Origin of the sequence: Geomonas silvestris, assembly GCF_014193515.1 — a bacterium.
GTDB lineage: Bacteria > Desulfobacterota > Desulfuromonadia > Geobacterales > Geobacteraceae > Geomonas > Geomonas silvestris.
Window position 1 is genome coordinate 96,659 of sequence record NZ_BLXX01000004.1, and the last position, 20,728, is coordinate 117,386.

At 65.9% G+C, this 20,728-nt stretch carries 7 protein-coding genes; 1 reads left to right on the top strand and 6 read right to left on the bottom strand.

Annotation, left to right across the window (positions count from 1 at the left end; all coding sequences use genetic code 11):
- Positions 1 to 130 precede the first annotated feature (130 nt).
- A complete protein-coding gene (locus GMST_RS08540) occupies positions 131 to 3,466 on the top strand; it encodes an InlB B-repeat-containing protein (protein WP_183354224.1) in 3,336 nt (1,111 codons plus the stop codon).
- Between the two features lie 127 nt (positions 3,467 to 3,593).
- Here the strand turns inward: GMST_RS08540 and GMST_RS08545 are convergent, their stop codons facing one another.
- The 6 genes from GMST_RS08545 to GMST_RS08570 form a co-directional block, all read right to left on the bottom strand.
- Entirely contained in the window at positions 3,594 to 4,703 is a 1,110-nt protein-coding gene (locus GMST_RS08545; RefSeq protein WP_183354225.1) for a tetratricopeptide repeat protein, read from the bottom strand.
- A 23-nt stretch (positions 4,704 to 4,726) separates the two neighbouring features.
- Positions 4,727 to 5,890 carry an HlyD family type I secretion periplasmic adaptor subunit gene (locus GMST_RS08550; protein ID WP_183354226.1) on the bottom strand — a complete coding sequence of 388 codons (1,164 nt, stop codon included), beginning with the start codon at positions 5,888 to 5,890 and terminating at the stop codon, positions 4,727 to 4,729.
- A gap of 55 nt (positions 5,891 to 5,945) precedes the next feature.
- Positions 5,946 to 8,012 (bottom strand): ATP-binding cassette domain-containing protein, encoded by a 2,067-nt coding sequence (locus tag GMST_RS08555; RefSeq protein ID WP_198424544.1) that lies wholly within the window; start codon positions 8,010 to 8,012, stop codon positions 5,946 to 5,948.
- Positions 8,009 to 9,247, bottom strand: coding sequence for a TolC family protein (locus tag GMST_RS08560; protein ID WP_183354227.1), 1,239 nt, complete (start codon positions 9,245 to 9,247; stop codon positions 8,009 to 8,011). Before GMST_RS08560 ends, GMST_RS08555 begins: the two co-directional genes overlap by 4 nt.
- Before the next feature lie 358 nt (positions 9,248 to 9,605).
- The gene (locus GMST_RS08565; RefSeq protein WP_183354228.1) at positions 9,606 to 19,151 is read right to left on the bottom strand and encodes an S-layer family protein; all 9,546 of its coding nucleotides are present in this window, start codon (positions 19,149 to 19,151) and stop codon (positions 9,606 to 9,608) included.
- A gap of 512 nt (positions 19,152 to 19,663) precedes the next feature.
- On the bottom strand, positions 19,664 to 20,680 hold the full coding sequence (locus tag GMST_RS08570) for a hypothetical protein (protein WP_183354229.1): 1,017 nt from the start codon (positions 20,678 to 20,680) through the stop codon (positions 19,664 to 19,666).
- Positions 20,681 to 20,728 lie beyond the last annotated feature (48 nt).

Genomic DNA, 20,728 nt, shown 5'->3' on the forward strand with positions numbered 1-20,728 from the left:
TCACCTACGGGACGCCAGGTCTCGCATGCCGTGCACTGCGCTTATGACCAGGAGGAATGGACCGTGCGCCGGCTCCAGCTGACGGAGCAGTCGCAACGTAGCAAAACGACGTGGTAAAAGGAGAAACACCATGAGAAGCATAACCAGGTTGCTCATCATCATTCTGCTGGTGGCGTTGGCGCCGCTTTTCGAGGTACGCCAAGCACTGGCGGCTCCCGGGGATTTCCTCTTCCAGTGGGGCATTCAACCGCTGATCAAGGGCGCTGACGGGGTAGCCGTCGACCCGCAAGGAAATCTCTACGTTGTTGACACAGGCCATATCAGGGTGCTGAAGTTCGGACCTGCGGGGAACCTCCTCGCGCAGTTCCCGGTGCCGGGCGCCACCTGCCCTACGGCACTAGCCCGCGACACCCAGGGAAACATGTTCGTGGCCGACAGCGGCACGAACTCCATCTACAAGTTGGACAGCTCGGGAAATCTGATGACCTCGTGGGGAGGCTACGGATACGGCACCAGGCAGTTCAAGTACCTTACGGCGCTAGCTGTCGACAGCGTCGGCAACGTGTACGCCGCAGACCAGCTGAACTTCTCGATCAAAAAGTATGATAATTCCGGCAATTTCCTCTTGTTGTGGAGCGAAACAAGCGATTACGCCACGAGCGTCTCATCGCCGGGTGCCCTGACGGTGGACAGCAACGACAACGTCTACGTCGGCGACCAGGGGGGACGCCTCCAGAAGTTCACCAGTTCGGGGCAATTCCTAATGTCGTTTTTGGTCAAAGGTTCTCCGCCGACCAACCCCCAGGCCATCAGCGGGGTCGCCGTAGATAGCAGCGGCAGGATCTACGTGAGCCAGGGTGCCTACGGCGCCATCCAGATCTTCGACGCGGCGGGAACCTTCGTTGCGAGCTTTGGCTCCCAAGGGTTCAATGCCGGCCAGTTCGACCACCCCAACGCGATGACGCTCGACTCGGCAGGCACCATCTTTGTGTCTGATTCCCAGCGGGTGCAGAAGTTTTCCGCCACCGGAAGCTACCAGACGTCCTTCGGGGAGGTCGCGGCCAACGGTGAACTGCGCAATCCGCAGGGGCTTTCCGTAGACCGCAACGGGAACGTCTTCGTGGCCGACGAGGGTTTCTTCCGGATCCAGAAGTTCGATGCCTCGGGCAACTTCCTCGCCAAGTGGGGCGAGCAGGGATCGGGGAACGGTAAGTTTGATTACCCAACCGGTGTGGCGGTCGGAGGCAACGACGAGGTCTTCGTGGTCGACCGCGTCCTGGTGCAGAAGTTCGACAGCAACGGGCAATTCCTCACCAGTTGGCCCTCCCTGCAGAGTACCCCCTACGTGTTCAGCGGGATCTATGGCGTGGCGACCGACCCTGCCAGCAACATCTTCATAGCTGATGCCAACGGTGTCGTCGAAAAGTACGACTCCAGCGGGAACTTCCTCCTCAAATGGGGGTATCCCGACTTGCGCAGCTTCAATCCCCTCAACCTGGCGACAGATAGCGGGGGTAATGCCTACACCGTGACCGGCGATCAAGTGTGGAAATTTTCGGGTTCCGGCGCACTGCTGGCTCAGTACGCAACCGGCAAAGGGCGGGGACTGGCGATCGATGGAAACGGCAACATCTACCTGACTCAACCAGAACTCAACCGAGTCCGGGTCTTCGACAGCGGCGGTAACCTCAAGGGCGAATGGGGCACTGCCGGCTCGGGGAACGGCCAGTTTAAAAGCCCGGGCGGCATCGCCATCAACGCCGCGGGGACCGTGGTCTACGTGACGGATCTCAACGACCGGGTCCAGGCTTTTGTGGGATTCGGCCCCAGCTATACCCTGGAATACCTGGCCGGCCCAAACGGCAGCATTACCGGCACAGCCAGACAGATCGTACTGCCCGACGGCAGCGGCAGCCAGGTAACCGCGGTCGCCAATTCCGGCTACCAGTTCATCTCCTGGAGTGACGGCGTGACCACCGCAGCGCGCACCGACTACAACGTCAACGCCAACCTCTCGGTCACGGCCAACTTCTCGCTGATCCAGAGGACCTACACCCTGACCTTCGCAGCCGGCACCGGCGGAACGGTAAGCGGCATTTCGCCTCAGATCCTCTGGCCGGGCGGCTGGAGCTCCTCCGTCAGCGCGGTACCCGCCAGCGGCTACCACTTCGTCAACTGGACCGGCGACAACGGCTTCATCGCCACCACCTGCAACCCGCTACGCCTGCAGTACGTCCAGGCCGCGTACAACATCACGGCCAACTTCGAGCCCGACTCCCAGCCGTCATCTTACACCCTCACTTTTACGGCGGGCACGGGAGGGACCATCAGCGGACCGAGTCCCCAGGTCTTGAGCCCGGGCGCCTCGAGCGTGGCGGTGAGCGCCGTGGCGGGCACCGGTTACCACTTCGTCAACTGGACCGGCACCAACGGCTTTGTCACCACCATCACCAACCCGCTGCAGCTCACCAATGTCGCGGTCAGTCAGACCATCACGGCGAACTTCGCTCCCGATCCCGGAACCTATACCCTCACCTTCTCGGTACAACCCTGGGGCGGTCTTAGTGGTGGAACCTCCCCGCAGGTAGTTATCGCAGGCGCCTCGAGCATCCCGATGACCGCCGTCCCGGCCGATGGTTACCACTTCGTCAACTGGACCGGCGACAACGGCTTCGTGACGACTACAGTCAACCCCCTGGTGGTGACAAACGTCAGGGCCAACATGAACATCACGGCCAACTTCGCGCTCAACGTCGTCACCTATACCCTCACCTTCCAGGCAGGCGCCGGCGGGTCCATCGGCGGGGGGCCCGCGCAGCAGGTCGTAAACACTGGCGCATCGAGCATGGCGATGACCGCCATCCCACTGAGCGGCTATCACTTCGTCGAGTGGACGGGTGACCACGGTTTCCCCAACACCATGGCGAATCCCCTGGTAGTGACCAACGTTTCGGCCAACCATACCATCACCGCCCACTTCGCGGTCGACACCCAGCCGCTGACCTACGGCCTCAACTTCGAAGCAGGAGCAGGCGGCACGGTAAGCGGTACCGTGTTTCAGATCCTCTACCCCGACGGCTGGAGCTCCCCGGTCACCGCCGTAGCGAACTCCGGCTACCGGTTCGTGAACTGGACCGGCGACAACGGCTTCGTAGCGACCAGCGTGAACCCGTTGCAGCTGCAAAACGTCACCTCCGACTACAACATCAAGGCCAACTTCGTCAGCAACAACACGACCTACACCCTGACCTTCGAGGCCGGACCGGGAGGCACCATCAGCGGCACCACCCCGCAGATCCTCTGGCCCGGAGGCTGGAGCTCGGCGGTCAAGGCGCTGCCCAAGTCCGGTTACCACTTCGTCAACTGGACCGGGGATAACGGCTTCGTCAGCACCACCGCCAATCTTGTCGTCATAACGGGAGCCACGGCGAGCCAGAACCTTACCGCCAAATTCGCCCCCAACTGACAACACGCGACATCCTGTTTTCCGGCAGCTCCGCAGGCTCGCCTCCACCCGAGGCGAGCCTTTCTTGTCACACAAAAAAAGCCACCCCCGGGCAGGAGGTGGCTTTTGACGTTTCTGAAGGAAATGACTAGTGTTTGGCGGTGGCAAGTTCGATGCGCTTGAGCATCCCGTTGGCCCTGGCGTCGCACTGGGCGGCCGCCTTCTTGTACCAGAGTGCCGCCTCCTTCAGGTCTTTAGTGCCGGCCTCGCCGCTGAAGAACATCCATCCCAACGCGGTCTGGGCCTTGAGGCTCCCGGCCTGGGCCGCCTTCTTGTACCAGACAACCGCTTCCTGCTTGTCCTGCGGCACCTCTTTCCCCGAGCTGTAGCACCACCCGAGATATAGCTGCGCCTCGACGTCGCCGGACTCTGCGGCCTTGCGCTTTTTACCGAACGGGCTCAGATCGGCAGCAGCTGCGCTCGCGACCGCTTTCGGTGCGGGTGCGGCAACCGTTTTCGGGGCAGGCGCTGCCGCCGTTTTCGGGGCTGGCGTCGCCGGTTTAGCCGCGGGCTTCGGGACGGGGGCAGCCGCGGGGTGCGCTGCGGGGACCGGCTCCGCCTTCTGCGCCATCATGCTGCCGAAACGAAGCTCAGGCATGTCGTCCACCTCGGCTGTGGAGGCAAGAGCGACGGCCGTTGCTGGCGGAGCGACGGCCTTGGCGACCGCGGCCGGCTGGGGCGAGGCAGCGACCGGCGCGGTTTTAACAGTGACGGCCGGAACCGGGGTCGGGACCGTAGCGACGCTCTGAGGCTTGGCGGCAGACGCCGCCGGCTGCTGGCGCAGGGCGTCCAGGCGCTTGAAGTTCTCCAGGGCCTTGGCATCCCCGTGCTCGGAGGCGATGCCGTACCAGACCAGCGCCTTGGCGAGATCGCGCTCGGTCCCCAGGCCGTTCTCGTAGGCCTTCCCCAGGCTGTACTGGGCCGGGGTAACCCCGCTTTCCGCAGCCTTCTTCAGCCAGGGGAGCGCCTCTTCCGGATTCCGGGTCACCCCCTCTCCTGCCTGGAGCATGCAGGCCACCGTGCTCTGGGCCCGGGCGTCGCCCGCCTTGGCTAAGTTCAGGTACTCCTGGTAGGCGGTCACGAAGTCGCCGCTTTTGTAGGCCTTGACCGCTGCGTCGTAATCCGCGTGCCCTAAAGCCGGAACCAGGCCGAACGCCGCCAGGACAGCCAGGGCCAAAAAGGGTTTCTGCGGGTTCATATCATCCCTCCATCTATCGGAATTCAGCGTTCGCCCAACGATTCGTTCAGCGTCTTGGACAGCGGCTTGGTGAGGTAGTTCCAGACCGTCTTGTTGCCGGTCTTGATCTCCACCGACGCGGTCATCCCCGGCTGGATCTTGATGATTTCGGCCGCCTTCCCCAGGTAGTTCTTCCCGATGGCCCTGACACGAACCTTGAAGTACGGCTTGTCGTTGGGGGTACGCACCTCGTCGCTCACCGTGTCGGCGCTTATGTAGGTCACCTCGCCGGAGAGGGTGCCGTAGATCGAGTAGTCGTAGGCGTCCATCTTGATGGTCGCCGGCAGCCCCGGCCTCACGAAGGCGACGTCCGCGGTCTGCACCTTCACCTCGAACTCCAGCTTGTCGTCGCTGGGGACGATCTGCATGATCTCCTCGCCCGGCCGTGCCACCCCACCGCGGGTGGTGATGCGGATGTTGCGCACCACGCCGTCCATGGGTGCCTCGATCACCGTGTTGATGAACTGGTCCTTGCGCTGGGTCAGCACCTGCTGCACGGCCTCCAGCTCGTCGGTCGCCTTGGAGAGCTCGGCCTGTGAGTCCTGCAGGTACTTGTTGCGGATGTTGGCGATCTTCCCTTCGATCTCGACCACGTTGCGCTGCAGCCTTAAGACCTCGGCTTTGCTGACGTCACCGGTCTTCAAAAGCGGCAGGTTCATGGCCAGTTCGTCCTTGGCGAGCTCGCGGGACTTCTCCAGGGTGGCGAGGTCGTCTCGGATGGCTGCCTGGCGCTTGCGGAACAGGGTCTCGTTGTTGGCGATCAGCTCGGGAAAGGCGCGCAGCTCCTTGGGGAACTGGGGCTCGTGCCCGGCGATCTCCGCGTTCAGGCGTGCGATGGTCGCCTTCAGGGAGCCGGTCTTCGCCAGGGTCTCCAGGTAGGAGGTCTGGGTCTTCACCTGCTCGAAGATGACCAGCTTCTGCCCGCGGCGCACCAGGTCGCCTTCCTTCACCAGGATGTCCTTGATGGTGCCGCCGTCGGCCGCCTGGATCACCTGGTTGCGCGAGCTTGCGATCACCGAACCGGGAGCCCTGATGATGATGTCGATCTTCGCCCAGGCGGACCAGGCGCAGAAGGTTGCGATCACCACGGCGCTGGTGATGAAGAGTATCTTTCCTGAGGGTTTTGCGGTACGTCGTTGGTCTTTCATGTCGGTATAACCTTTCCTCGCTGGTACTCGTTGTGTTCCGATTTCCGCCCTGCCCCTACCCCTGCCCGGAGAGTCGGGAGAGCACCGCGTCGCGGGGGCCGTCCATGTGGAGTTTCCCCCCCTTCATCACCAAAAGGCGGTCCAGAAGCGGCAGGAGCGCGCTCTTGTGGGTCGCGACCAGGAGCGTCGCCCCCTCGGAGACCACCTGCTTCAGGGTCGCCACCAAAAGCGCCTCGGTGCCGGCGTCCATGGAGGCGGTCGGCTCGTCCAGGAGGATGATCTGCGGCTTGGCGAGGATCATCCGGGTGAGCCCGATCGCCTGGCGCTGCCCGCCGGAGATCCCCCTCCCCCCTTCCGAGATGGGGAGCGCGAGCCCCTTGGGGTGCTGGCGTACCAGCTCGAAGAGCCCGGTCTTCTTGGCGGCCTCGAGGATCGCCTCGTCGCCGGGGTCGGGGAGCCCCTGCAGCACGTTGTCGCGCAAGGTGCCGCTCATCAGGTGGATGTCCTGGGGCAGGTAGAAGATCGCCTGGCGCAGCACCCGGGGAGAGATGAGCGAGATGTCCATGCCGTCCAAAAGCACGCGTCCCGCGGCCGGCCGGTAGAGCCCCGAGGCGAGCTTCAAGAGGGTGCTCTTGCCGCTGCCGATCGACCCGATGATCCCGACCCGCTCGCCGGGCCTGATGTCCAGGTTCCCGACCTCGAGCGCGGCGAACTCCCGGTCGTAGCGGAACACGGCCTGCTCGACCTTGAGCTGCCCTTCCAGGTGCCCGGGAATGAGGGCATGGGCCCGGTCGTCGAGTTCGTTGGGGAGGCTTAAAAGCTGGTCCAGCCCCTGGATGGCGGATTTTGCGTGCCCCCAGCGCATCATGAAGCCGGGGAGTTGCCCCAGGGGGGAGAGGATCCGCCCCGAGATGATGCTGCAGGCGATGAGCGCCCCCATGGTCATCTGGTGCAGGGTGACCAGGTAGGCTCCGAAGCAGACCAAGGCCACGTAGGCCATCTGGGAGAGGAAGCTCACGATGTTGCCAGGGAGCACCGAGTAGCGCTTGAGCTTGTCGTCCACCTCGGCCGCCTCGTTATTGAGAGCGTTCCAGCGGCTCTGCAGCTCGAACTCGGCCCCGTTGGCCTTCACCATCTCGATGGAGTCGATCGACTCCACCAGAAGTCCCACCTTGCGGTTACTCTGCCCCTGGTTCAGCTTGGTGTACTTCTTGATCTTCCACAAGAAGAGGATGCCCGAGAGCGCGGAGATGCAGAAGAAGATGAGCGGCACCACGGCGACGAGGCCGCCGATCAGGTAGATGATGTAGATGAAGAAGAAGGCAAAGGGGATGTCGGCCAAAAGGAAGAGCGACGCCGAACTCATCACGCCGCGCACCAGCTCGAGCCCCTTGATCTGCGAGGAGAGCGTCCCCACCGACTTGGGGCGGAAGCTCATATGGATCCCCAGGGCACGCTCGAAGAACCACTCCGAGAGTTCCACGTCGATGAGCGTCGAGGTCTTGTCCAGGATGGTGCCGCGCACCTGGGTGAGCACCACGTTGAACAGCGTGGCGAGCACCACCCCGGCGGTCAGCACGAAGAGCGTCTGGTAGCCGTTGTGCGGGATCACCCGGTCGTAGACCTGCAGACTGTAGATCGAGGTGGCGATGGCCAGGAAGTTGATCAGGAAGGTGGCCAGGAGCGCCTCGGCGAAGACGCTGCGGTATTTCCCAACCGTCTGCCAGATGACGTCCAGCGAGCGGGTCTGGCTTCCGGCCGTGAGCTCGCGGACTGGGATGCTCAGGCACTCGGCGCCGATCCCGTCGATGGAGACCTTCCTCCCCGCCGAGGGCTGGGCGAGCCAGCTGCCGTCCGGGTTGCGGGAAACCGCCACGCACCAGCCGTGCTGCGGGTCGCGGGCCAGAAACGGGCAGTCCGGCGCGTCGGGGTTGGCCAAGGGTTTGGGGATCCCGTCCAGGCGCCCCGCCTTCCAGACCCGCTGCACCAACGCGGCCATGCCTTCCTGGGCACCGGCCCGGTCGATCTCCTTGGCCATTTCGTTCAGGCAGGCGCGCGGCACCGCCTGGCCCACCAGCATGGCGGAATGTTCGATGATGGGAATCAGGGTCGAGTCGCTCATTTTTTCACTTCCAGTCGTAGGTTGTCGGTGTACAGCGCCAGTTTCAGGGAGGTGACCGCCAGCTGGGCTCGGGCGTCGGCAACGCTCAACTCCGACTGGGTCGCCTCGCGCACCGCGTTAAGGACGTCGAGCCAGGCCTTGCGGCCGATGATGTACTGCCGTTTGTACGATTCCGCCACATCCTGGGCGCTGGTGCGTGCCCGGTTGGCGAACTCCAGCTGGGTCCGGGCCGCCTCGCGGTCGTTCCAGGCGTTGGCGATTATCCGCTCCAGGTCGCGCAGGGTCGCCTCGCGCTCCTGGCGGGCCGCCCGGGTACGCGCCTCGGCCGAGGCCACCCCCGTGAAGGCCGAGAGGCCGGCGCCCGGCTGCGCCTGCACCACGGCCATGATCCGGTTGTCGCTGGTGGCGCCGTAGATCCCCGCGTTGTTGTTGAAGCTCTTCTCGTAGCGCAGGGCCACCTGGGGCCAGAGCACCGCCTTTTTCACCGTGACCTCCGCCTCGGCGGCGCGCTCCTCGAAACCGAGCCGCGCCAGCGACGGGGAGACGGCGACCGCGTCGTGCACCGCTGCATCCCTGCTGCCGGGAACCGTTAGGGCGGCGAGATCAACGGGAACCGTCTCACTCACCTGATGGCCGGAGAGCTGGGAAAGCGTGGTGAGGCTGCGGGTGAGCGCCTGGTTGATGACCGAGAGGTCGTTCATCGCCTGGGAGAGCCGGGACAGCGAGAGCTGGTGGTCCACCTCCGGGCTTATCTCGGAGGCGACCCGGCGCTTGATGGTCTCGTCCAGAAGCTCGTGCTGCTTCAGGTTTTGGCGGCTGATTTCCCGGCGCTCCTGCTGGCGCACCGCGTCGACGTAGGCCTCGATGAGCTGGGAGACCACGTCGTACTGGGCCTCGCGGATCGCCTTGTCCGAGGCATCGTACTGGGCGCGGGCGGCCTGGATGCCGCCGGTGATGCTGCCGCCGGCCCAGAGCACCTGCTGCAGCCGGAACACAACGTTGTTGTTCCCTTCACGGTCGGTGTTGGTCTCGATGCTGGGGGCGGGAAAGCGCTGCCATTCGGCGCTCTTCACGTCGGCGGCCGCCGCCTCGCGGGCCGACTCCTTGGAGAGGATCGTGGGGTAGCTAGCCGATGCGGCGCTCATGAGCTGCTCGAAGCTGTAGGTTGCGCCCTGCGCCTCGCCGGATAAAAGCGCCGAGCAGAGGAGTCCTGCCAGTAGTGCGTGTCGAACCATGTTCACCTGTCCTGGGTGGCTTATAGCGGATCTCGAACGCCGGGTGTCCCGTCCAACTGGTCGGGAAGCCGCACGGTCCGGCTGCAACGGAAGTCAATAATTTGAAAAGGTGTCAACACCAGAAGAGCCGGTTCAGCTTTATAACTGTCAAAGCCGCAGTATTCACCTCAATATCCGGGACGCACTTACTACTTCCGCCAACGTTCACTGCACAACTGCAACTGCTGTGCCTGCTACCACTGTCACTGTCTTTATCTTCTGTCTGTGGTTCCCGCTTCCATGCAGAATAAAAAAAGGCGGTGCCGCACCTGGTAACTGGTGCGGCACCGCCCATTGACAGTAACTGATTACCTGGTTGTTAGCTCAGGTGGAAGGTGTGACCGTCGCCCTGCAGCGTAAGCGTGGTGTAGTTGCCTACCAGGGTGAGCGATTCGACCGCGTTGTGGGCGCTGTCGAAGTAGGTCAGCGTGCTGCCGCTGAAGGCCCACTGGCCGGCCGAGCCGACCTGTCCCGCCGTGGAGACGTGGTGCGTCCCGTCGTTCAAGAGGGTACCCACGCCGGTGTCGAGTTGGATGACGTCACTGTCCGCAGAGCTCAAGCCGGTGATGACGGAGCCCCCGTTTTGCGCGGCATCCAGGATGAAGGTTTCGGTTTTGCCATCGGTGGCGCCGATGGTGTGGTTGCCGGTGCCACCCAGATGGATGGTGGTGTCGCCGGAGTCGCCCAGGCTCACGAAGTAGTTGCCGTTGGCGCTGCCCCCCAGGACGATGGTGTGGTTGCCGCCGTAGTTGTGCAGGGCAAGGCCCGTAGTCCCGGCATCGTTCAGCACGACGGTATCGTCGGCGGCCAGGTGGGCCGTACCGGAGAGGAGGTTGTTGAACTCGTTGGCGGTCAGGTGCAGGGTGTTGTCCGAGGCGTCCACCGTCACCGCGTTCTGCACGAGGCTCATGCTGGGATCGGCGTCCAGTGCGGTCTGGATGTGCGCCGCGGTATCCAGGATGTTGTAGGTGAGGATACCGGTAGTGTCGGCGGTATGGATCGTCGTGATGTCGGCGATGCTCGCGCTGCCGTCCACGACGACATGGACGCCGTTGGTGACGTAGGTGCCGGCGCCCAAGTTGCTGCTTGCGTCGAGGACCAGGTTTGCTGCGGTGTCCTCCACGGTGGCCGTGGTCACGGTGGCAGCGTAGACATCGATGGCGGCAAGCTCCGCAACGGTGGCGGAGTTGGTCACGTGGACGTTGTGGGCGGCAGTGTAAGCAGTGCCGGCGTGGTCGGCCTGGATGTTCGCCAGGGTGTCGCTCACGGTGGAAGCGGTGACCGTGGCGGCGTAGACGTCGATGGCGGCGAGTTGCGCCACGCTGGCGGCGTCGGCGACCGTCACGTTGTGGCCGGTCGTGTAGCCTGCGCCTGCGTGGTCGGCGGTGATGTGGGCCAGGGTGTCGGTGACGCTGGAGGCCACCACGGTGCCGACGTTTGCCAGTGCGTCGAGGGTGGCAAGTTGGGCGACACTCGCCGTGTCGGTGACGTTGACGGTATGGCCGGCGGTGACGTAGGTGCCGGCGTCGGCCGTCAGGTTGGCCAGCGTATCGCTGACGATGAGGGCGGTAACCGTCCCCCCTGCCCCGTTCATGCCGTCCAGGACGGACAGTTGGGTGAGGCTTGCGGCGTCGGTGACGGTCAGGTTTTTGCCGTTCGCCACGTAGCCCCCCGCGTTGGCCAGGATGTGGGCCTCGGTGTCCTTGATCGCGGTGTAGCTCACCGTGCCGGCGGCGGCGTCGATGTCGGTGAGCTGCTGGATCGAGGCCGCGTCGGAGACGGTCACGTTGTGGGTGGCGGTGGCGTAGGTGCCGGCGCCGGAGTTGCTGGCGGCGTCGGCTGCCAGGTTGTCGGCGCTGTCGGTGATCGTCGTGTAGGTGACGGTACCTGCTGCCGCGTCGATCTTGACGAGCTGATCGACCGTCGCGGTGGTATTGACGTTCGCGTTGTGCCCTGCCAGGTAGGTGCCTGCGCCGGAGTGGGTGACCGCATCGGCGGCCAGGCTGCTGGCCGAGTCGTCGATCGTGCCGTAGCTCAGGCTGCCGCTGCCGTTGGCGGAGTCGATGGCCGAGAGCTCCGCGACGCTGGCCGTTCCGGTGACCGTCACGTTGGAACCCGCGCCGATGTACGCGGAGGCCACGCCCGCCGGCACCAGGTTCCCCGCGGTGTCGGTCAGGTTGAGGGCGGTCACCGTGCCGGTGGTCATCCCGTCGATCGTTGAGAGTCCGCCGACCGAGATCCCGTCGGTCACCGTCACGTTGACGGTACCGCCTACGTAGCCGCCGGCGTTCGCCTGCAGGTTCGTCGAGGTATCGACGATGTCGGTGTAGTGGACCGCGCCGCCGCCGTTGGCGGTGTCGATGGCAGCGAGCTGCTGCAGGTTCGCCGCATCGGTAACGGTCACGAGGTGACCGGCGGTGACATAGGCCGTGGCGTCTGAGGTCAGCGCCCCGGCAGCGTCCGCGAAGTCCGCCGCGTTACCGGTCAGCTCACCGTAGCTTGCGATGGTGTTGCTGTTGGTGCTTTCGATGGTAACCAGTTGGGCCAGGGTCGCCGCGTCGGTGACCGTCACCGAGTAGGCATTGCCGGCGCCGTGCAGGCCGACGAGATCGGCCACCAGCCCGCTGACGGACGCGGTGATGGTGCCGGAGGTCACGAGGTCGAGGGCGTTCAACTCCGTCACGGCCGGGGTGCCGGTCACGGTGAGGTTCTCGGTCCCGGAGAGCGTGATGCCGCTCGCGCCGAGCACGCTTGAGATCTCGGCGTTGCTGCCGATAAGCGTGGTCACCCCGGTGGCGTCGACGGTATGGGTGGTGACCCCGTCGATGGTGGTCAGTTCGGTCGCGGCTGCGCCGCCGGTCACCGAAACGGTGTAGTCGTGGCCTGTGCCGGTGAGGGTCGACAGGGAGGCGGCGCTGTGGTCGGTGAGGGTCGCCGTGATTACGCCGGAGGTGGCGAGGTCGAGCGCGTTCAACTGGGCCACGGTCGGAGTGCCGGTGACGGTGAGGTTCTCGGTCCCCGAGAGGGTGATGCCGCCTGCACCGAGGACGCTCGAGATCTCGGCGTTGCTGCCGGTAAGAGCGGTCACGCCGGTGGCGTCCACGGCATGGGTGGTGACGCCGTCGATGGCGGTAAGATCGGTCGCGACTGCCCCCCCGGTCACCGCGATGGTGTAGTCGTGGCCTGTGCCGGTGAGGCTCGCCAGGGAGGCGGCGCTCTGGTCGGTAAGGGTCGCCGTGATCACCCCGGAGGTGGCGAGGTCGAGCGCGTTCAGCTCGGTCACCGTCGGGGTGCCGGTGACGGTGAGGTTCTCGGTGCCGGAGAGCGTGACGCCGCCTGCGCCAAGGACGCTTACGATCTCGGCGTTGCTGCCGGTAAGCGCGGTCACGCCGGTCGCGTCCACGGTATGCGTGGTGACGCCGTCGATGGTGGTGAGATCGGTCGCGGCTGCGCTGCCGGTCACCGCGATGGTGTAGTCGTGCCCCGTGCCGGTGAGGGTCGCGAGGGAGCTGGCGCTGTGGTCGGCAAGGGTCGCCGTGATCGCACCCGAGGTCGCGAGGTCCAGCGTGTTCAACTCAAGCACCGTCGGGCTGCCGGTGACGGTGAGGTTCTCGGTCCCGGAGAGGGTGATGCCGCTGGTGCCGAGCACGGCGAGGATCTCGACGTTGCTGCCGGAAAGCGCGGTCACCCCGGTGGCGTCCACGGTATGGGTGGTGACGCCGTCGATGGTGGTCAGATCGGTCGCGACTGCGCTGCCGGTCACCGAAATGGTGTAGTCGTGGCCCGTGCCGGTGAGGGTCGCCAGGGAGGCGGCGCTGTGGTCGGCGAGGGTCGCCGTGATCACCCCGGAGGTCGCCAGGTCGAGCGCGTTCAACTCGAGCACGGTCGGGGTGCCGATGACGGTGAGGTTCTCGGTCCCCGAGAGCATGATGCCGCCGGCGCCGAGCACGCTCGAGATCTCGGCGTTGCTGCCGGTGAGAGCGGTCACGCCGGTCGCGTCGACGGCATGGGTGGTGACGCCGTCGATGGCGGTCAGATCGGTCGCGGCGGCACTGCCGGTCACCGTGATGGTGTAGTCGTGGCCTGTGCCGGTGAGGGTCGCCAGGGAGGCGGCGCTGTGGTCGGTAAGGGTTGCCGTGATCACCCCGGAGGTCGCGAGGTCCAGCGCGTTCAACTCAAGCACCGTCGGGGTGCCGGTGACGGTGAGGTCCTCGGTGCCGGAGAGCGTGATGCCGCTTGCACCGAGCACGGCGAGGATCTCGGTGTTGCTGCCGGAAAGCGCGGTCACCCCGGTGGCGTCCACGGTATGGGTGGTGACGCCGTCGATGGCGGTCAGATCGGTTGCGGCTGCGCTGCCGGTCACCGAAATGGTGTAGTCGTGCCCCGTGCCGGTGAGGGTCGCCAGGGAGGCGGCGCTGTGGTCGGTAAGGGTCGCCGTGATCGCCCCGGAGGTGGCGAGGTCGAGCGCGTTCAGCTCGAGCACGGTCGGGGTGCCGGTGACGGTGAGGTTCTCGGTCCCCGAGAGCGTGATGCCGCTCGCGCCGAGCACGGCGAGAATCTCGGTGTTGCTGCCGGAAAGCGCGGTCACCCCGGTGGCGTCGACGGTATGGGTGGTGACGCCGTCGATGGTGGTCAGATCGGTTGCGGCTGCGCTGCCGGTCACCGAAATGGTGTAGTCGTGGCCGCTGCCGGTGAGGTTTGCCAGGGAGGCGGCGCTGTGGTCGGTGAGGGTCGCCGTGATCACCCCGGAGGTGGCGAGGTCGAGCGCGTTCAGCTCGGCCACGGTCGGCGTGCCGGTGACGGTGAGGTTCTCGGTCCCCGAGAGCGTGATGCCGCCTGCAGCGAGCACGCTGGAGATCTCGGCGTTGCTGCCGGTGAGTGTGGTGACGCCGGTCGCGTCGACGGCATGGGTGGTGACGCCGTCGATGGCGGTCAGATCGGTGGCGGCTGCACTGCCGGTCACCGTGATGGTGTAGTCGTGGCCCGTTCCGGTGAGGGTCGCCAGGGAGGCGGCGCTGTGGTCGGTGAGGGTCGCCGTGATCACCCCGGAGGTCGCCACATCCAGCGCGTTCAGCTCGGCCACCGTCGGCGTGCCGGTGACGGTGAGGTCCTCGGTCCCCGAGAGCGTGATGCCGCTTGCGCCAAGGACGCTTACGATCTCGGCGTTGCTGCCGCTAAGAGCGGTCACGCCGGTGGCGTCCACGGTATGGGTGGTGGCGCCGTCGATGGCGGTCAGTTCGGTCGCGGCGGCACTGCCGGTCACCGAAATGGTGTAGTTGTGGCCCGTGCCGGTGAGGGTCGCCAGGGAGCTTGCGCTGTGATCGGTAAGGGTCGCCGTGATCACCCCGGAGGTCGCCAAATCCAGCGCGTTCAGCTCGGTCACCGTCGGGGTGCCGGTGACGGTGAGGTTCTCGGCCCCGGAGAGCGTGATGCCGCTTGCGCCGAGCACGGCGAGGATCTCGACGTTGCTGCCGGAAAGCGCGGTCACCCCGGTGGCGTCCACGGTATGGGTGGTGACGCCGTCGATGGCGGTCAGATCGGTCGCGGCTGCGCTGCCGGTCACCGAAATGGTGTAGTTGTGCCCCGTGCCGGTGAGGGTCGCCAGGGAGGCGGCGCTGTGGTCGGTAAGGGTCGCCGTGATCGCCCCGGATGTCGCAAGGTCCAGGGTGTTCAACTGCGCCACGGTCGGCGTGCCGGTGACGGTGAGGTCCTCGGTGCCGGAGAGCGTGATGCCGCCTGCGCCGAGCACGGCGAGGATCTCGGCGTTGCTGCCGGTAAGCGCGGTCACGCCGGTCGCATCGACGGTCTGCGTGGTGGCGTTGTCGATGCTGGCCAGGTTGGCCGCGGTGGCGGTTCCGGCAACGGTGATGGTGTAGTCGTTGCCGCTGCCGGCAAGCTGGGCCAGGGTAGCGGCATTGTGGTCCGAGAGGACGGCCGTGATGACCCCGGTGGTCGCCGAGTGGAGGGAGTTGGCCTCCGCGACCGTTACTTGGCCGGAATTCACGGTGACCGCCACGGCGGGGTCGAATGCCACGCCGCCGGCGGTGGCGGCGAGGATCTCCGTGACGCTGCCGGTGATCTCGGAAACCGAGGTGGCGTCCACCACGATGGTGGTGGCGGCATCGATGGCGTTCAGGTCGGTGGCACTCACCGGCGTGGCGTCCGTCACGGTGATGGTGTAGGCGTTGTTCCCGGCGTGCAGGCCGGCCAGGGTCGCCGCGCTGCCGGCGATGGTGGCGGTGATGACCCCGGTGGTGTCGTCGTCGATGAGGTTCAGGTTGGCGACGGAGGCGACGCCGGTCACGGTGGCGTTGTAGTCGGTCGCGGTGGTGATGCCGGCGGAGTTGATGGTGGTCACGATGTTGGCCGCGGTACCGGTGATGCCGGTGATGTGGGTGGCGTCGACGGTGCCGCCGGTGAGCCCATCGATGGTGTTCAGGTTGGTGGCACTGGCCGTTCCGGCGTCGAGGGTGACCCCGACGTTGGCGTCGTGGTTGATGGTGGCGGCGTTCAGCACGGTGGCCACCTGGGCTGCACTCCCCGTGATGCTGGTCACCGCATTGGCGTCGACCACCGCGGTCGTGTTGGCGGAGATTAGGCTCAGGTTGGCCGCGCTCGCCACTCCGGCATCCACGGTGACCGCAACGCCGGCTGCGGTGTCGATGGTGCTCGAGCCGACAGCGCTGGCGATGGCGGCAGCCGAGCCGGTCAGGATCCCTACGCCGCTGGCGTCCACATTCACCGTGGTAACGCCGTCGAGGGTGGTCAGGGCGGCGGCGTCCACGCTGGCGTCGGTTACCGTGATGCTGTAGGCGTTGCCGGTGCCGGTCAGGCCCGAAAGATGGGCGATGTCGTGCTCGGCGATGGTCGCGGTGATGACGCCGGTGGTGTTGGCATGGATCGCCTCCGCCTGGGCCACCGTTGCGCTGCCGGTGACGCTGACTATAACGTTGGCGGCGGTGTCGATGGTCGCCGCGCCGGTGGCGGTGGCGATGTCGGCCGCCGTGCCGGTCAGGGTGGCGACGCCGCTGGCGCCCACGTTCACGGTGGTGATGCCGTCCAGGGTGATCAGGTCGGCGGCGTTCACGCTGGCGTTGGTGACGCTGATGGTGTAGGCATGGCCGCTACCGGTAAGCCCCATGAGGGTCGTGATGTCGTGGTCGCCTATGATGGCGCTCACCGCACCGGTCCCGTTGTCGGCGTTGATCGCCTCCACCTGGGCCACGGTCACGGCATCGGTCACGGTGGCGGCGTAGTTCGCGGCGGTGTTGATCCCGCCGGCGGCGATGAGGGTGGCGAAATCGGCGCTAGAGCCGGTGACGGTGGTGACCGCCGTCGCATCCACCGTATGGGTGGTGGCGGCGTCGATGGCGTTCAGGTTGGCGGCGCTCGCGGAGCTGTCTGTGACCACCACGGTGTAGTCGTGGCTGCCGGTCAGTGTGGCCAGGGTGGCGGCGGAGCCGTCGCTGATGGTCGCGCTGATCCCGCCGGTGCCGTTGTGGGCGTCGATCTGGTTCGCGGCGCTCACGCTGACCGGGGTGTTCACTACTGCGTCGAAGTTGGCGGTCGTCACACCGGTGGAGGCGACCAGCGTGGCGAACTCGGCGGCCGAGCCGGTGATGCCGGTGACCGCGGCGGCGTTCACCACTCCTGTGGTGGCGGCGTCGACGGTGTTGAGCTGTGCGGCGGAGGCCGTAGTGTCGGTAACGGTGATGCCGTAGGCGTGGCTGCCGGTAAGTCCGACCAGGGTGGCGAGGGCGCCGTCGCTCAAGGTGGCGGTGATGGTGCCGCTGCCGTTGTCGGCGTCGATGGCGTTCGCCTGGGCCACCGTCGCAGCGCCGGTCACGGTGGCGTCGTAGCTGGTCGCCGTGGTGATGCCGGTGGAGGCGATCAGGGTGGCGAACTCGGCGGCCGAGCCGGTGATGCCGGTGACCGTGCTGGCGTTGACGCTCCCCGTGGTGAAGGAGTCGATGGCGTTCAACTGCGCGGCGCTGGCGCCGGTATCGGCGACGGTCACCGGGTGACTTCCGGTGAGGTACCCGCCGGCGTTGGCCGCCAGTTCGGCTGCAGTTCCGGCGACGCCTGCATAGGTAACGGTCCCGGTGGTAAGGGCGTCGATGGCGGCCAGCTGGGCGATAGCGACCGAGCTGTCGGTGATGGTGACGGGGTGATTGCCGGAGACGTAGTTACCGGCGTTGGCGACCAGTGCTGCGGCCGAGCCGGCAATGCCGGTGTAGGTCAAGGTCCCGGTGGTCAGGGCATCGATGGCGGTCAGCAGGTCGATGGTCGCGGTGTCGGTGACGCTAGCGTCGACGCTGCCGGAGAGATAACCGCCGGCATTGGCCGCCAGGTGGGAGGCGGTATCGCTGATAAGGGTGGCCTGCACGCTGCCGGCGTAGACGTCGATGGCGCTCAGTTCGGCGATACTCGCGCTGCCAAGCACCTGGACATCGTGACCGCTGCTGTAGCCGGCGCCGGCGTGGTCGGCCTGGATGTGAGCCAGGGTGTCGACGATGGTGCCGTAGTGCAGGGCGCCGGTCGTATTGGCATCGATGGCGGCGAGTTGTGCTACGGTGGCGCTGTCGCTTACCACCACGTTTTTCGCGCCGAGGTCGGTTCTTCCCGCCAGGTTTGCGGCGGTGTCGACCACCGCGCCCTGCACGGCGCTGACCGAGCCGGCCCCGGTGATGGCGGTTGCCTCGTCGATGGCGGTGGCGATGGTGTCGACGGTCCCCATGACACCTGCAAAGCTTGCTGCCGCGGCGACCGCGTTGCTGGCACCGGAATTGAGAATGGCGGAATGGATGGCGTCGAGGTCGGCGCTGTTGCCGAGGTCCAGGTGATGGTTGGCATCAAACGTGGTCCCCAGCAGGCTCGCGATGGCATCGAGGACTGCGGCGCCCGTGCCGCTGCCGGCCTTTTCGGCTTCGCTGATCACGGCAGCGAGCTGCGCCGCGGCCTTCTGGACCGCCAGGGCGGCGGCCGCGTCGCCGGAAGCGGCGGACAGCGGGTCGTAGCTCATGAGGTTCTTGTTCAGGGCGCTCAGCCCCAGCGCCGCTTCCACGGCCTGTTCGGCCTGGGCGACGCTCGCTCCGCCGTTCGCCTCAAGGTAGCTCTCGATGAGGGTGGTGATCGGGTTCATGAGCACCGAGGTTCCCTGGGCTGAGCTGAACACCATGGTGTTGGCCACCTGGGTGTCGGTGTTGGTGCCGCCGGAGACCATGATGTTGCCGGTCTTCGTGGTGACGCCGGAGAAATGGCCGGTGCCGTCGGTGGTGATCCCGGTGAACTCGCTCTCCTGGATCTTGCCGTCGTGGTTCTCGTCGATGTAGACCCTGGCGCCGGTTACGTAGCCGTCGGCCACCACGCCGCTTATGGCCGTGCCGCCGGGAGCCGCGGGGCTCGAACTGGAGCCGCCGCTCAGCCCAACCGCCGCGCCGACGCCCCCCCCCACGGCGGCCACGCCGCCTGCCACCCAGGGAAGGTAGCCGTGCAGCACCCCGTGCCCCTCGGCGGCCGCGCCGGAACCGGCACTCCCCTCGAGGGCGCAGTCGCCCGTCGGGCCCATGGCACCGGGTGCGCCCGTGGCGCCGGAGGCGTCGGCCACCAGGAAGGCCCCCTGGTCCCCCACCTGCCCTGCCGGCGCCTCGACGCTCTGCGCCGTCTCCGTGACCTCACTCCCCTGCTCCAGCGCTGCCGCATCGCTCTCAGGTCCCTGACCGGGGTGAAGTGCTGCCTTGGCGAGGACCGTCGCCGCCGGCGCCGGATGGGCGGCGTCGACAACCTTTGGTCCCTGCATCCCCTTGGTGGGAAGCTTCGAGTCTGCCTTGCCGTTTTGGAGTTCGTTGCGAGATCCGTGAGACATGTCCATTCTCCTTTGAGGTATGAATATACGTGCTGAATAGGACTTACAAGGGTGTCCCCTACCCGCAAGCCGGAGCGCAACCGACACGTGGAGCTGATTTGGCCATCCGGGAACCAGGGGACATTGCTGCAACTAATCGGGCGCTACTGTCAAAGCTGAAGTAAAATTCTGGTTATAATTTTCACACATCTGTCAAAAATCCCCCTCGGCCCACTCCACTTATCTCACTACATCAGCCACTTGCAGAGATCAGCCAGATATCCATCAGTGGATCCAGAAGCAAATCCCTAAATATCTATAACCATGTTATTCATGATCTCTTTTTGGCCTAAAGCTAGGGACTTGAAACAATGCACGTAGGAAATACTGCCAGAATGGATTTGCCGATTGTCTCCTCAGGGAACCGTTGCGGCCAGTCCGGCGCATCCCCGGTTTGCGGCGCTAGCTGCCACAACGAAAAAAAGCCGCCCCCCAGAGGGGGCGGCCCGATTGTCGCGGCGGCAGGTAACGGTTTAGAAGTTCGTGCCGGTCCCGCCGGTGGACCCGCCGGTGGTACCGGTGGGGTTGGTGGGGACCACCACCGGGATGGGGGGCGGGGTGTAGGATACCGGGGTGGCGCTCGCGGTGATGGTGCTGCTCGCCGCCGTGGTAGCCGTGGTCATCGCAGTCACCAGGGCGCCGGCCGTCGAGGAGAGCGCAGCCGCCTCGCCCCCGCTGATGGCGCTGGTGGACGCGCTGTTCCCCACGCCGAGCGCGCTGCTGCAGGCGGTCACCGCGCTCGAAGCGATGGTCTGGGCGGTGGCGTCGGGAACGGTGATGTTCGAGTTGGCGCTCGCGATGTTGCTGGCAGCGGAGGAGGCGGCACTCTGCAGGGAGCTCGCCAGGGTGGCCGGGGCCGCGAGGGTCGTCGCGGTCACACCCGGCTGGGCGAGCTCGCCGGCGATCGCCTGCATGGTCTGGGCCTGGATCGCGGAGATCTGTGCGGCCGAGATCGCGCTGTTCCCCGCCTTCTGGGAGATCGCGTTGGACATGGTCTGCACCATGACCTCGACCGACTTGGCCACCAAGAGGGCGGCCGGGCTTACCGTGGTGGAGATGTCCGCGTCGAATTTAGCACCGGCAGGGAGCAGCGCCTCGAGCTTCTGCTTCACGGCACCGGTGGTGTCCAGCGCCACCAGGGTGGTGAGGGGGGTGATGTTCGCCGAGCCGGCCGGGGCCATGAGCTGGATGGCGGGCTGGCCGGTGATCTTGTCGGTCCCCCCCTTGGATACCAGAACGTAGCTGTAACCGGGGGCCACCGGGAAGGTGAAGTTCCCGGTCTGGCTGTCGGTCACGGTGGATACCTCATGGCCTTCCAGGGCGAAGCGGGTACCCGCTGTGACGTTGTCGGCGTACACCGTCGCCCCGAGTACCGGCCCCTGGACCAGCTTCCCCGACTGCCCAAGCGGAGAGTCGCTCGACCCGCACCCGCTCGCCGCCACGCTCAACGCCACCACTACCATCCCTCGAACTACCATACTCTTTGTCATGTCCATCCTCCCTATCGATTGGTGATCTCTGCTGCGAGTAAAGCGCCT